The organism is Terribacillus jepli (assembly GCF_047228925.1).
Lineage (GTDB): Bacteria > Bacillota > Bacilli > Bacillales > Amphibacillaceae > Terribacillus.
This window is the reverse complement of record NZ_JBFEGH010000002.1, coordinates 1-13,761: the sequence shown is the minus strand read 5'-3', so window position 1 is coordinate 13,761 and position 13,761 is coordinate 1. Positions and strand designations below refer to the sequence as shown.

10 protein-coding genes, 1 riboswitch and 1 other annotated feature are annotated in these 13,761 nt (G+C 46.6%); of the genes, 7 read left to right on the top strand and 3 right to left on the bottom strand.

Features of this window, described 5'->3' with window-relative positions; all coding sequences use genetic code 11:
• Position 1: 1 nt before the first annotated feature.
• On the bottom strand, positions 2-1,585 hold the full coding sequence (gene pckA, locus AB1K91_RS02355; RefSeq protein ID WP_413087809.1) for a phosphoenolpyruvate carboxykinase (ATP): 1,584 nt from the start codon (positions 1,583-1,585) through the stop codon (positions 2-4).
• Positions 1,586-1,773: 188 nt separating this feature from the next.
• Positions 1,774-1,878: riboswitch (SAM riboswitch) on the top strand.
• 182 nt (positions 1,879-2,060) lie between these two features.
• Between pckA and metK the strand changes: the two genes are divergently transcribed.
• On the top strand, positions 2,061-3,260 hold the full coding sequence (metK, locus tag AB1K91_RS02350; RefSeq protein ID WP_413087807.1) for a methionine adenosyltransferase: 1,200 nt from the start codon (positions 2,061-2,063) through the stop codon (positions 3,258-3,260).
• A gap of 135 nt (positions 3,261-3,395) precedes the next feature.
• Positions 3,396-5,303: an asparagine synthase (glutamine-hydrolyzing) gene (asnB, locus tag AB1K91_RS02345; RefSeq protein ID WP_413087805.1), complete on the top strand. Its 1,908-nt coding sequence runs from the start codon at positions 3,396-3,398 to the stop codon at positions 5,301-5,303.
• A 34-nt stretch (positions 5,304-5,337) separates the two neighbouring features.
• Here asnB and AB1K91_RS02340 read toward each other — a convergent pair whose 3' ends face one another.
• Positions 5,338-5,847, bottom strand: coding sequence for a gamma carbonic anhydrase (locus tag AB1K91_RS02340; protein WP_413087803.1), 510 nt, complete (start codon positions 5,845-5,847; stop codon positions 5,338-5,340).
• Between the two features lie 88 nt (positions 5,848-5,935).
• Between AB1K91_RS02340 and AB1K91_RS02335 the strand changes: the two genes are divergently transcribed.
• Positions 5,936-7,018: a tetraprenyl-beta-curcumene synthase family protein gene (locus AB1K91_RS02335; RefSeq protein WP_413087802.1), complete on the top strand. Its 1,083-nt coding sequence runs from the start codon at positions 5,936-5,938 to the stop codon at positions 7,016-7,018.
• 17 nt (positions 7,019-7,035) lie between these two features.
• Here the strand turns inward: AB1K91_RS02335 and mnmM are convergent, their stop codons facing one another.
• On the bottom strand, positions 7,036-7,605 hold the full coding sequence (gene mnmM, locus AB1K91_RS02330) for a tRNA 5-(aminomethyl)-2-thiouridylate-methyltransferase MnmM (protein WP_413087800.1): 570 nt from the start codon (positions 7,603-7,605) through the stop codon (positions 7,036-7,038).
• A 183-nt stretch (positions 7,606-7,788) separates the two neighbouring features.
• Here mnmM and AB1K91_RS02325 point away from each other — a divergent pair, with 183 nt between their 5' ends.
• From AB1K91_RS02325 to AB1K91_RS02310, 4 genes are all read left to right on the top strand, one after another.
• The gene (locus AB1K91_RS02325) at positions 7,789-8,736 is read left to right on the top strand and encodes a BMP family ABC transporter substrate-binding protein (RefSeq protein ID WP_413087798.1); all 948 of its coding nucleotides are present in this window, start codon (positions 7,789-7,791) and stop codon (positions 8,734-8,736) included.
• A 5-nt stretch (positions 8,737-8,741) separates the two neighbouring features.
• Positions 8,742-10,403 carry a methyl-accepting chemotaxis protein gene (locus AB1K91_RS02320; protein ID WP_413087796.1) on the top strand — a complete coding sequence of 554 codons (1,662 nt, stop codon included), beginning with the start codon at positions 8,742-8,744 and terminating at the stop codon, positions 10,401-10,403.
• Positions 10,404-10,444: 41 nt separating this feature from the next.
• Positions 10,445-10,657, top strand: a binding site (T-box leader).
• A 74-nt stretch (positions 10,658-10,731) separates the two neighbouring features.
• A complete protein-coding gene (gene leuS, locus AB1K91_RS02315) occupies positions 10,732-13,146 on the top strand; it encodes a leucine--tRNA ligase (RefSeq protein ID WP_413087794.1) in 2,415 nt (804 codons plus the stop codon).
• 60 nt (positions 13,147-13,206) lie between these two features.
• Positions 13,207-13,512: a rhodanese-like domain-containing protein gene (locus AB1K91_RS02310; protein ID WP_413087792.1), complete on the top strand. Its 306-nt coding sequence runs from the start codon at positions 13,207-13,209 to the stop codon at positions 13,510-13,512.
• The last annotated feature ends 249 nt before the right edge of the window (positions 13,513-13,761 follow it).

The following is a 13,761-nucleotide window of genomic DNA, read 5'->3' as shown; positions in this document are numbered from 1 at the left end:
TTTATTTGTATAGCGGACCCGCTTGGCGTACCGCGTCGTCAATAAAATCAAATTTTGCAAAATGCTGATGGAACTTAACAGCCAGTTCCTGCGCTTTTTCCTTGTAGGCTGTTTTATCTTCCCATGCATTCTCCGGCATCAGGAGCGCTTTAGGTACATCAGCGATGGAAACAGGAACATGCAGGCCAAAAATGGGATCTTGGATTGTATCGACATCGCGTAACTCCCCACGAAGTGCTGCCTGTACCATCGTTCTTGTATAAGCAAGCTTCATCCGGGAACCCGAATGATAATCTCCGCCGGTCCAGCCAGTATTGACTAAATACACTTCTGCCTGATGCTCGCTGATTTTGTCACCCAACATATCAGCATATACGGATGGTGCCAGCGGCAGGAAAGGGGCTCCGAAGCAGGTAGAGAATGTCGCTTCCGGTTCCGTCACACCACGCTCCGTGCCAGCAAGTTTGCTCGTATAGCCGCTCAAGAAATGGTACATTGCCTGTTCGGTCGTCAGCTTGCTGATCGGAGGCAGCACGCCAGTTGCATCCGCAGTCAAAAAGATGATCGTTTTGGGATGGGGCGCCAAGCTTTTCGGTAAACTGCCCTTGATATAGTCGATCGGGTAGGCAGCACGTGTGTTTTCTGTAACGGAGCCATCTTCATAATCACAAATGCCGGCTTCATCAACGGATACATTTTCAAGGATTGTTCCGAATTTGATCGCACCATGGATTTCAGGCTCTTTTTCTGCGGAAAGATTGATGCACTTTGCGTAACAGCCGCCTTCGATATTGAAAATGCCATCTGGTGACCAGCCATGTTCATCATCCCCGATCAAAGGCCGGTTCGGATCGGCGGAAAGCGTCGTCTTACCCGTTCCGGATAGACCGAAGAATAGAGCAGTATCGCCATCTGCACCTACATTGGCAGAACAGTGCATCGGCATGATTTCCTGCTGCGGAAGCAGGAAGTTCATTACAGAGAAGATGGATTTTTTCATTTCACCGGCATATTCCGTGCCGCCAATCACAATCATACGCTGTTTGAAGGAAACGATCACAAAAGCTTCCGAATTGGTGCCATCGACCAACGGATCAGCTTTTACGCCTGGAGCAGAGATGACAGTGAAAGAAGGCTTATGGGATGCCAGTTCCTCATCACTCGGCCTGATGAACAGCTGATGGGCGAATAAGTTATGCCATGCGTATTCGTTGATCACCTGTATCGGCAGGTGATAGCGTTCATCGGCTCCTGCAAATCCCTGGAATGAGAATACTTCTTCTTTTGCCTGCAAATGATCGACGACTTTGCCTAACAGATGATCGAAAGTGGCTTCACTTATTGGCTGATTCACTTTGCCCCAGTCCACCTTGTTTTCAGAAAGTTCATCTTTGACAATGAACTTATCTTTTGGAGAGCGGCCGGTATATTTGCCGGTAGCTGCCCGCAAGGCACCTGTTTCTGTCAAGCGTGCCTCTTGGCGGGACAATGCCGCCTCAGTCAATTGAGCCGCAGATAGGTTCCTTTTCATATTGGATTGGTTGCGCAATTCCTCTAACGCTGTTACTGCGTGCATCATTCGCATATAGATCCCGCCTTTTGAATTGATTTTAAATTAGTATAACGCATTAAAATATTAATACATACTATTTTGATTTGCAATCATTAGCCGAGAATTAGTTGACGGATAATTCCGATAAGATTTGTCGGCAATTGCAGGATTTGGTTGACTTCTGAAGGCTGTTTCGATAACATAGTTGCGAACGGAAAACACTCTTATTCAGAGTAGGCGGAGGGACAGGCCCTAAGAAACCCGGCAACCGTCACATTTGTGAAATGGTGCTCAACCTGAGCAAGGGATACCTTGAACGATAAGAGAGGGAATAAGCCAGCCTTCTGTTATGATGGAAGGTTTTTTTCATGTAACGGCTTAATAATAGAAAAAGAACAATACTTGCTGTAGTGTTCTTTCACCTTCACCCATTATCAAGTTTCTTAATAACATACTTGGAAAGAGTAAAACTTCCGTATTAATCGTAGTTGAAGGGGGATTTGGCAGAATGACTGCTAATCGTCGATTATTTACCTCAGAATCCGTTACTGAAGGCCACCCGGATAAAATCTGTGACCAGATTTCGGATGCTATATTAGATGAAATCCTATCCAAGGATCCGAACGCCCGTGTAGCTTGTGAAACGACAGTTACGACTGGTCTTGTACTAGTAGCTGGCGAAATCACAACGAACGCTTATGTAGATATCCAAAGCATCGTGCGTAAGACAATCAAGGAAATTGGTTATACACGTGCTAAATACGGCTTTGATGCCGATACATGTGCAGTGCTGACAGCAATCGATGAACAATCACCCGATATCGCAGGCGGCGTCGATCAAGCGCTTGAGGCCCGCGAAGGTTTGATGACTGATGAAGAAATCGATGCCATCGGTGCTGGTGACCAAGGATTGATGTTCGGGTATGCCAGCAATGAAACACCGGAATTCATGCCGCTGCCAATCTCATTGGCTCACCGTCTTTCCAAGCAATTGGCGAACATACGCAAAGAGGAAGTCGTGGATTACTTACGCCCGGATGGGAAAACACAAGTAACGGTGGAATATGACGAAAACGATCAGCCTGTACGGATTGATACGATCGTCATCTCTACACAGCATCATCCTGAAGCGGAGCAAGCACAGATCCATGCTGATCTAAAAGAGCTTGTGATCAAACCTGTTGTGCCAGCAGAGCTGCTAGACGAAAATACGAAATATATCATCAACCCGACAGGCCGTTTCGTTATCGGCGGTCCGCAAGGTGATGCTGGATTGACTGGCCGTAAAATCATCGTTGATACGTATGGCGGTTATGCACGCCATGGCGGCGGTGCATTCAGCGGCAAAGACGCAACGAAAGTGGATCGTTCCGGCGCTTATGCGGCGCGTTATGTGGCGAAGAACATCGTTGCAGCAGGTCTTGCGGATAAATGTGAAGTACAGCTTGCTTATGCAATCGGTGTGGCTGAGCCCGTTTCCATCAGCATCGATACTTTCGGAACAGGCAAACAAACCGAGGAAGCATTGGTCAAAGCAGTACGCGAGCTATTCGACCTTCGACCTGCCGGCATCATCAAGATGCTGAACTTGCGCCAGCCAATCTATAAAGATACTGCTGCGTACGGTCACTTCGGACGTACAGATAAAAACTTCCCTTGGGAGCGGACAGACAGAGCAGTGCAGCTGGAAAGCTATACATTCGCATAATCAACTGTAAAAGCAAGAGCGGCATCTTCCGCTCTTGCTTTTTTTGCGTCGGCGCCCATAATCTTCCTTCAAGAACCGAATTGTTTTATGCTATAATTAATGGCTAGAAGTAATGAAAGAGAGGCTAATAAGTAAATGTGTGGTTTGATTGGCGTCATCAGAAAAAACGTAAAACAACTAACGCAAGCTGATAAGGATAAATTCAAACAACAGAACAACATCATCACGCACCGTGGCCCGGATGATGAAGGATATTACCATGACGAGCATGTATCATTCGGTTTCCGCCGTTTGAGTATCATTGACATCGAGGCTGGTGTCCAGCCGCTAAGCTACGATGATGAGAAAATTTGGATGGTGTTTAACGGAGAAATCTACAATTATGTAGAACTTCGTGAAGAATTGCTGGAGAAAGGTTCTGAGTTCAAGACAGAATCCGATACCGAGGTCATCGCAGCGATGTACCATACATACGGAGCGGAAGCATTCAAGGAGCTTCGCGGTATGTTCAGCATTTTGATCTGGGATAAAGAAAAGAAGACATTCTACGGAGCTCGTGATCCGTTCGGCATCAAGCCGCTCTTCTATAAAGAGACTGACGAGGAAATCTTCTTTGCTTCCGAGAAGAAAAGCATCACCCTTCTTGAAGAATCCGATACTGTGGATACAGAATCGCTGCAGCAATATCTGAGCTACCAATACGTACCCGATCCGTTCTCTATGACAGAAGGTATCAAAAAGGTAGAACCAGGTCATTACTTCGTAAAACGCGAAGGTGAACCAATCGAATTCCATCGCTACTGGCATGCGACATTCTCACCGAAAATCATGGACAAGCAAGCTTGGATCACCCGAATTCAGGACGTGCTGTATGATTCCGTCAGCAAACATATGCGAAGTGATGTACCAGTCGGTTCCTTCCTTTCAGGCGGAATCGATTCCTCCGTCATCGTGGCAATCGCAAAGGAATTCAACCCGAACTTAAAGACATTTTCCGTAGGGTTCGAGCGTGAAGGCTATTCTGAGGTGGATGTGGCGAAAGAAACAGCTGAAAAAATCGGCGTGGAAAACTATTCGCACATCATCACACCGGAAGAATATCTTGAAAAGCTTCCGAAAATCATGTGGCATATGGATGATCCATTAGCTGACCCTTCCGCTGTGGCACTGTACTTCGTGGCAAGGGAAGCCAGCAAGCATGTGACCGTTGCCCTTTCAGGCGAAGGTTCCGACGAACTGTTCGGCGGATACAATATCTATCGTGAGCCAGAGTCCCTGCGTATGTTCGACAGCATCCCGGGACCTGCCAAGGCATTGCTGGCCCGTGTAGCGAAGATCCTCCCTGAAGGTGTGCGCGGCAAGAGCTTCTTGGAACGAGGCACGACTCCGTTGAAGGACCGCTACATCGGCAACGCCAAGATGTTCGAGAAAGACGATCTGCAAAAGCTGCTGAAAACGTATGACAGCTCAATCAGCTATCAGCAGTTAACTGCACCTTTATATGAAAACGTCAAGAATGAGCCTCCTGTCAACCAGATGCAGTATATCGATATCCATACTTGGCTTCGCGGAGATATCCTTCTTAAAGCCGATAAGATGACAATGGCGCATTCACTAGAGGTTCGCGTACCGTTCCTTGATAAAGAAGTTTTCCGAGTGGCCCGCGAGATTCCGCAAGATCTGAAAATCGCCAACAATACGACGAAGAGCTTGCTGCGTGAAGCAGTGGAAGGCATTGTACCTGATCACGTATTGCACCGTAAAAAACTCGGCTTCCCGGTACCTATGCGCCACTGGCTGAAAAATGAACTGAATGGCTGGGCGAAGCAGCTCATCCATGAAAGTCAGACAGATCATCTCCTGCATAAGGATTATATTCTTAATCTGCTGGATGCACATTGCCAAGGCAAGGGTGATTACAGCCGTAAAATCTGGACTGTTCTTGCATTCATGCTATGGCATCAAATTTACGTTGAACGTAAATACGACTTTGCGGAATTCCAAAAAGTTGACAGAGTGCAAAGCAAGCTGCAGACCGTATAACAGAAAAACCGTCCCAACAAGAGGGACGGTTTTTTTACGTTGTTTCTTTATACAGTTTACTTTTGTTGATATATTCCAACCGAATTCGCTCCATGTCCTGGTAATCGGCTTCCGTCAAATCCCGCACGACTTTGGCAGGTCTGCCGAATGCGAGCTTGCCGGAAGGGATTGTTTTTCCTGGAGGTACGAGTGAACCCGCTCCGACATACGCACCATCTTCCACGACCGCTCCATCAAGGATAAGGGATCCCATGCCGATCAGAGCATTCTTTCCAATCGTACAGGAATGCAGTGTCACTTGATGACCGACCGTGGCACCTTTCTTTATAATAAGGGGGAGATCAGGACTTTGATGAAGAACACAGAGATCCTGGACATTGGCACCTTCTTCGATCATAACGGGTGAAACATCACCGCGTATGACCGTTTTGAACCAGATGCTGGCGTTTTTTTGAATTGTTACATCCCCTGTAATAACAGCATCTGGAGCTACATACGCTTCATTGTGGACATGTGGACGTTTCTTGTCGTATTCGTATATCATTTGAATACTCCTTTCGTTTATGTTCTTATAGAATTAATGGATTTTTTGGAAAGAAGACAATCCCGGATTCGAGGAGCGATATTGAACAATGGCCCAACAAATACCAAAGTCATCGGTTTTACTTATGCATCAAGTATATCGGAAAATATTCCCTGAAGTACATAAAGAATTGGAACTATGGAAACAGCGGGCAGAAGCAATCCCGGACCCGGAATTGCGGAAACAGGCACTGGAAAGTATCCGGACGAAACGCTTCCATTGTCAGGGAGGGGCTGTATACAGTCTGCTGGCAGGGGATGCGTGGAAACAGGCTATCAAGTTCATCATTGCGTATCAGACCATCAGTGACTATCTTGATAATTTATGCGATCGCAGCACTTCGCTTGACCCTGATGATTTCCGGCTTTTGCATCAATCCATGCTGGATGCGCTGCAGCCTGGCGAAAAGCTGAAGGATTATTACGCATTACGCGAGGAGGGTGAAGATGGCGGCTATTTGCATTCTCTCGTTTTCACTTGCCAGACAATCCTCGGAAAACAGCCGAATCTGCAAATCATGCAGCCTTATCTGCTGAAGCTTTCCGGTTTATATGGCGATCTGCAAGTGCATAAGCATGTAGCGAAGGAAGAGAGAATCGAGCGGCTTACGAATTGGTTCTCCCTTTATCAAGAGGACCATCGTGACCTTACTTGGTATGAATTTTCGGCTTGCAGCGGATCGACACTCGGCATCTTCTGCTTCGTATCTTACGGAATGGGGATGGAGCTTGATCATCAATTGGCTGAAGATATCTATCGAAGCTATTTCCCGTATATGCAAGGTCTGCATATCCTGCTGGATTATTATATCGATCAGATGGAGGATGAGGCCGAAGGTGATCTGAACTTCTGTCACTACTACCGGGACTCTGAGGAAATGCGCGAAAGACTGCAGTATTTCATCGAACGGACGAATGAAAGTGTACAGCGTCTGCCTCATGCTTCTTTCCATGAAATGGTCCATCATGGGCTTGTCGGTTTGTACTTGGCAGATAGTAAGGTGAGTCTGCTAGCCGATGGCAAGCAGATGATAAAATCGCTGCTTAGGGCCAGCGGCAATAAATCGAAGTTTTTCCACTTGAACATCAAAGCATATAATAAAATGAAAGAAGCGCGTACCCCGATTGGCTGAAGGGGCTCGCGCTTCTTTCATTTTTTCTTCTCGATGGCAATGATGAATGGCGGATTGTTCTTTTGATTAAGGAAGCGGTACTGCAAGACACCATAATACTTTTGATCATAATCCTTCACATGGGCAAGCAGTCCCTCTTTTTCAATCGCGCCTTCTGGATGGCCGTGGTAAACAACCAATACGATTCTGCCGCCTGGCTTCATTGCATGGCGAATTTTCTCGATGGCAGTGATGGTGCTTTCTGCGTTGGTTGTAATTGCTTTATTGCTTCCGGGCAGGTAACCCAGATTGAAAATAGCACCGGCAAGCTTTCCTTCATCTGCAGGCTTTATATAATGATCGACACGCTGGTGGCTATCCAGGATCAAAGTCGTATTGGTGACATCGTGCATGGCCAAGTGCTTGCCTGTCATCTCGATGGCTTGTTCCTGTATATCGAATGCCAGCACCTTTCCTTCATCTCCGACCAAGCGGCTGAGCACGAGTGTATCGTTACCGTTGCCGCATGTCGCATCAATAACCGTATCCCCTGGCTGGATCACTTGCTCCATCAGTTCGTGTGCATAAGCGATGACATGTTTTAGCATTTCCTGAAATCCTCTCTCTGACAAATTGTTCTCTCTTAGTTGTACGCTACCTGCTTCCATTTAGCAAATCAAATCTATCTTATGTAAAGATAATTTTACAAATAATTTACCGAAATTATGTAGAAACGTGTCGGAATAAGGACCATAGTAGTAGTGTAATGGAAAAGAAAGGAGTATATCGACATGCATAAGTGCATCCTAATACCTATTTGTATTTTGCTTCTATGTTATGTAACTGGGTGTGCCGCCAATTCGGCAGCTGCCAAACTGGATGAAGAGAAACGTATCGGAATCATACTGACAGACGCGGGTCTCGGTGATCAGGAATGGAATGATGTGGCAGTCGAGGGGCTGACTAAAGCAAGAGACCGTCTTGATATAGTTTATACATATAAGGAAATAACCCCAGAGCTATCCTATGAGAGAGCATTGGAAGAGTTGGCTGAAGAAGGTATGGATACAATCATCACGATAGAGTCAGAAGCCAAGGATGCTGTCTCCAAGCAAGCAAAAGCCAATCCTGGTATTACATACATCGCTTTTGAAACCGATTTGAAGGGCGATAATTTGTACGGTTACCAGTTTGATGCCGAACAGGCAGGTTATTTGGCTGGTGTAGCCGCTGCCACCGTTACAAAAACTAACAAGGCAGGCTTTATTGGTGATCGATCCAGTGCATATCTTAAAGGTTTCCAACAAGGTGTGGAGGATACCTCCAAAGAAACCGAACTGCTCGTCAGGGAAGCATCCGCAGATGATGAAGCTGCCGGTAAGCGATTGGCGAGGGAGCTTATCGATGAGGAAGTGGATATTCTTTTCGCTGGACCGGGAGATGCCGGAAAAGCAATGATCGAGCAAGCGGCCTTGGCAGATAGATATGTGATCGGAGCTGGTGGTGACCAAGCCTATCTTGCTCCTGATCATGTCGTTACATCTGCCATGCTGCAAATCGATCATGTCTTATTCGAATTTCTGGAACGGTTATCCAAAGGCAAACAACTGCCTGAGGGTGATGTGATTGGTTTGGGGGAACAAGCGGTAGGCTTGAGTCCGATTGCTGTGGTCAGTATCACTGACACAGTCGAAGGGAAAGTTCACACGGCAACACAGAAGCTGATAGAATCGGAGTGAGCTAAATGAAACTGACACGGAAACTTTTTCTTCAATCAGCAGCTACGAGTATATTAGCTTTAGCGCTTATTGCATTCATCATCTTCAGTATGGTGAGAATCAATGCCTCAAGCTACGAGCAAGTCCAGCACCTCCTGCAGCTTCAGAAGCTGGACAGCCAGCTGAATAATGCGGGACAGATACTAAAGAACACCACTACGATTCGTACGGATACATCGGCTGCAGAATTACGTTCTTATTTGGAACAGAGCCAATCGAGCTTCGAGCAACTGGCAGCAACATCAGAAGGCCAGTCATCCGCCTATCTCAAAGCGGGATTGGAAAAATACGATGAGTGGCAAGGGGAAGTGACGAGCCTCCTGACAAATGTGAATGAGATGGAAGCACTGCGGTTATCGAGCCGAGTCCAAGGGCTGCTGAATGATATATATATGGCGAATGCATACAGTACGGCAGCATATGAAGATGAACAGCTTGCACTGCAGAATCAAATTACTTTTGTAATAGTGGTGTCGGTTGTTGGTGTGTTATTGCTGATTCTCATCACAAGTTATACTTCGAGAAGGACGAGCAAATCGATTGCTAATCCATTACTGGCATTGGCATCAAGGACAAATCAGATTGCATCCGGAGATTTGACTGTACAGCCGATAGAAAAGGCTGGCAGTCTGGAAATCAGCGAGATGAATCATTCATTCGGACAAATGACAGAACAGTTGAAGAGCCTGATCCGGTCCATCGAGAAAGCAAGTGATGAAGTGGCTGGAATGTCTGAAGAAATTGATAAGGACAATCGGAATCTTCAAGGACTGCATAAGGAAATTGCTGCTTCAGTCGGCGAAATTACATCCGGCTCCCAGCGCATTTCCTCCGATCTTCAGCAGACGGTGGCCTTGATTGAACAGATGGACAAGCAAGGAAGTGAGAACAGTGCATTTGCGACAGAGACAGTGGAACTTGGAAAACTTGCGTCAGAAGCTGCCCTCCGCGGTCGTGAAACTGTAAAGAATCAGCAGAAGCTGACAGTCCGAAACGGAGAAAGCAGGGAGTTGATGGAAGCGTCTTTGCGGGATTTCATACAATACTCACAGCAAATCGAGCAAATGGTTGCGTCGGTTGCTTCCGTTGCGGAACAGACTAATTTGCTTGCTTTGAATGCGGCAATTGAGGCGGCCAGGGCCGGTGAGGCGGGTAAAGGCTTTGCTGTCGTTGCAGAGGAAATCCGTAAACTTGCTGATGAATCCAAATCTTCGGCTGATAGTATCTATCAGACAGTAGGTGCAATCCGCAAGGGTACGATGAATTTATCAGAGGCTGTGCAATTCGGTCACGAAACAGCCAAAGCTGAAACAGCTTCCATGGAAAGTATGGAATCATCATTTGTAGAGATCGAGGAAAAATTCGAATCCATTGCCAACCGGCTGCACCAAATCCAGAGCGGAAGTGTCCAGTCTGAACGGTTTGGGGCGGAGGTGCTTGCCAGAGTGGAACAAATTAGCAGCACACTTCAGGAAAATACAGCAAAGACGGATGTTGTCCATCATTCTACCAATGCCCAGTATGGAGCATATGAGCAGCTAGCCATGACAGTCGGTCAGCTTGACCGCGTAACACGTGAACTACAGGAGGCTGTTTCGGTATTCCGTACGGAAGCTGCCGAATCTTGACAAATGCGGCGCAGTTCCGTACACTGAACACAACAATACTGTGAACGATGAGGAGAAGGAGTAGTAGCAAGCACTGCTTGGTTTAAGAGAGACGGCACTCTGGTGCAAGCCGTCCCGGCATCTTGTGAACTCGCCTTTGGAATTGCAAAAGGGAACTGCCAGTACTTTTTGCCGTTTTCCGCGTTAAGGAATGTCGAGCGGGCGCATTTGCGCTAAGTTGGGTGGTACCGCGGGAGAAGCCTCTCGTCCCATTATTGGGATGAGAGGCTTTTTTCTTTGCTTCACGGTCAGATTGTTCAAGTTGAAGAGAGTACAGGAGGCACACGATATGTCATTCAATCATCATGAAATCGAAAAGAAATGGCAAGCTTATTGGGAAGAAAACAAAACGTTCAAAACAGATACTTCCTCTGAAAAACAAAAGTTCTATGCCTTGGATATGTTCCCTTACCCATCAGGTGCGGGTCTGCACGTCGGGCACCCTGAAGGTTATACAGCGACGGATATTTTGTCCCGTATGAAACGGATGCAAGGCTATGAAGTGCTTCATCCTATAGGCTGGGATGCTTTCGGTTTGCCGGCGGAGCAGTATGCGCTGGATACTGGGAATGATCCTGAAGAATTTACGAAAAAGAATATCGCAACCTTCACAAGGCAGATCAAAGAGCTTGGTTTCTCATACGACTGGGATCGTGAAGTGAATACAACAGATCCAGATTACTATAAATGGACGCAGTGGATTTTCCTTCAATTGTATAAGAAGGGGCTTGCTTATGTTGATGAAGTAGCAGTTAACTGGTGCCCTGCACTTGGTACTGTCCTTTCCAATGAAGAAGTAATCGATGGAAAGAGCGAACGCGGCGGTCATCCTGTCATCCGTAAACCGATGAAGCAATGGGTTCTACGTATTACTGCCTATGCAGACCGCCTGCTGGAAGACTTGGATGAACTGGACTGGCCGGATAGCTTGAAAGAGATGCAGCGGAACTGGATCGGCCGTTCAGAAGGTGCCGAAGTTACCTTCCGCATAGAAGGCACAGAAGAAAGCTTCGATGTGTTTACGACCCGTCCGGATACTTTGTTTGGGGCTACATTCGCTGTCATGTCCCCTGAGCATCCGCTTGTTGACAAAATTACGTCCGATGGCCAGCGCGAAGCAGTCGATGCCTATAAGGAAGAAGTAGCTGCAAAGAGTGACTTGGAGCGTACCGACCTTGCAAAAGAGAAAACAGGCGTATTCATTGGTGCATATGCCATCAATCCAGTTAACGGGGAAAAAATGCCGATCTGGATCGCTGATTACGTGCTGATGAGTTATGGTTCCGGAGCAATCATGGCTGTACCGGCACATGATGAACGTGACTATGAATTTGCGAAGACTTTCGATTTGCCGATCAAAGCAGTTATCGAAGGTGCTGATATTGAAAAAGAAGCGCATACTGGTGAGGGGGCGCATATCAATTCTGAATTCCTGGACGGTTTGAATAAAGAGGAAGCTATTTCTGCAGCTATCAAGTGGCTGGAAGAGAATAACCACGGCTCCAAGAAGGTAAGCTACCGCCTGCGTGACTGGGTGTTCAGCCGCCAGCGCTACTGGGGTGAACCGATTCCGATCATCCATTGGGAAGATGGCACGATGACAAGTGTGCCGGAGGAAGAGCTGCCGCTGGTACTTCCGAAGACTGATGAAATCAAATCATCTGGTACTGGTGAATCCCCGCTTGCAAATATTACGGAATGGGTGAATGTTACAGATCCGGTAACAGGCAAGAAAGGGAAACGGGAAACACATACAATGCCACAATGGGCGGGAAGCTGCTGGTACTTCCTTCGTTACATCGATCCGAAGAACCCGGAAAAGCTTGCCGACTTCGAAACACTGAAGAAGTGGCTGCCGGTCGATGTATATATCGGTGGAGCAGAACACGCTGTCCTTCATTTGCTATATGCACGTTTCTGGCATAAATTCCTTTACGATATCGGAGCAGTCCCGACAAAAGAGCCTTTCCAAAAGCTGTACAACCAAGGGATGATTCTTGGTGAAAACAATGAGAAAATGAGTAAATCCAAAGGGAATGTTGTCAATCCTGATGATGTCATCGAGTCTCATGGCGCAGATACACTTCGTCTATACGAAATGTTCATGGGTCCATTGGATGCTTCGATCGCTTGGTCTACAAATGGACTGGATGGTTCCCGTCGGTTCCTTGATCGGGTATGGCGCTTATTCATTACAGAAACAGGGGAACTCTCGGATAAGGTCCAGGATATCGATGCCGAAGAACTGCAAAGAAGCTACCACGAAACAGTGAAAAAAGTGACAGAGGACTTTGAGGCTTTACGTTTCAATACAGGCATCTCCCAATTGATGGTATTCATCAACGATTGCTATAAAGCACCTGTCATCCCGCGCGAATTTGCGGAAGGATTCACTAAGCTGCTTTCACCGGTTGCACCGCATATCGCCGAAGAACTGTGGAGCAAACTCGGTCATCAGGAAACCATTACGTATGCGGCGTGGCCGATTCATGATGAGTCGAAGCTTGTAGAACAAGAAATCGAAATCGTATTACAGGCGATGGGTAAAGTGCGGGCAAAAGCAATGGTTCCGCATGATGCATCCAAGGAAGAGCTGGAGAAAATCGCACTTGATAATGAACAAATGCAAAGCTGGCTTGAAGGAAAGACTGTTCGAAAAGTGATTGTCGTTCCAGGCAAGCTGGTGAATGTAGTAGCAAATTGATAGATGAATCCCTTCTGTGCTTTCAGGAGGGGTTCTATTTAAGTAAAGGAGAACTGTGGGATGCGCAATATACAACCGGAAGAACTTGATGGACTTATTGAAAACGGCACTTTTGCCTATAAAGTGATTGATGTACGGGAAGATGAAGAAGTGGAGCAAGGCATGATTCCGGGTGCCATTCATATTCCGCTGCAGCAGATTCCTGAAAAGCTAGCGGAATTACCTGTGGACGGGACATATGTACTTGTATGCCGTCGTGGCCACCGGAGCATGAATGCAGCAGCCTTCATGGAAAACCAAGGGTATGATGTGATCAATATGGATGGCGGTATGCTGGAATGGAAAGGCGAACTAGTTTTCAAGTGAGATGAGAAACATGGCAAAGGAGGCGTTTCGACGTCTTCTTTGCTAATAATCTATTTTTCTTAGAAACTAGTGTTGACAGTCTCGAATCATGGTGGTAGTATATAGTTACTGTCGCAAGACAGTCATTGATCTTTGAAAACTGAACAAAACAACCAATTACGAACTAAACGACATGATCATTAAGATCAACGTCAGCTCTAACGAGCACAAAGCATCAACACTTTCATGGAGAGTTTGATCTTGGCTCAG

Excerpts from the sequence above, each read along its gene's own strand:
- asnB (WP_413087805.1), top strand. The coding sequence starts at position 3,396 with ATGTGTGGTTTGATTGGCGTCATCAGAAAAAACGTAAAACAACTAACG.
- AB1K91_RS02310 (WP_413087792.1), top strand. The coding sequence starts at position 13,207 with ATGCGCAATATACAACCGGAAGAACTTGATGGACTTATTGAAAACGGC.
- leuS (WP_413087794.1), top strand. The coding sequence starts at position 10,732 with ATGTCATTCAATCATCATGAAATCGAAAAGAAATGGCAAGCTTATTGG.
- AB1K91_RS02320 (WP_413087796.1), top strand. The coding sequence starts at position 8,742 with ATGAAACTGACACGGAAACTTTTTCTTCAATCAGCAGCTACGAGTATA.
- pckA (WP_413087809.1), bottom strand. The coding sequence starts at position 1,585 with ATGCGAATGATGCACGCAGTAACAGCGTTAGAGGAATTGCGCAACCAA.
- AB1K91_RS02335 (WP_413087802.1), top strand. The coding sequence starts at position 5,936 with ATGGCCCAACAAATACCAAAGTCATCGGTTTTACTTATGCATCAAGTA.
- metK (WP_413087807.1), top strand. The coding sequence starts at position 2,061 with ATGACTGCTAATCGTCGATTATTTACCTCAGAATCCGTTACTGAAGGC.
- mnmM (WP_413087800.1), bottom strand. The coding sequence starts at position 7,605 with ATGCTAAAACATGTCATCGCTTATGCACACGAACTGATGGAGCAAGTG.
- AB1K91_RS02325 (WP_413087798.1), top strand. The coding sequence starts at position 7,789 with ATGCATAAGTGCATCCTAATACCTATTTGTATTTTGCTTCTATGTTAT.
- AB1K91_RS02340 (WP_413087803.1), bottom strand. The coding sequence starts at position 5,847 with ATGATATACGAATACGACAAGAAACGTCCACATGTCCACAATGAAGCG.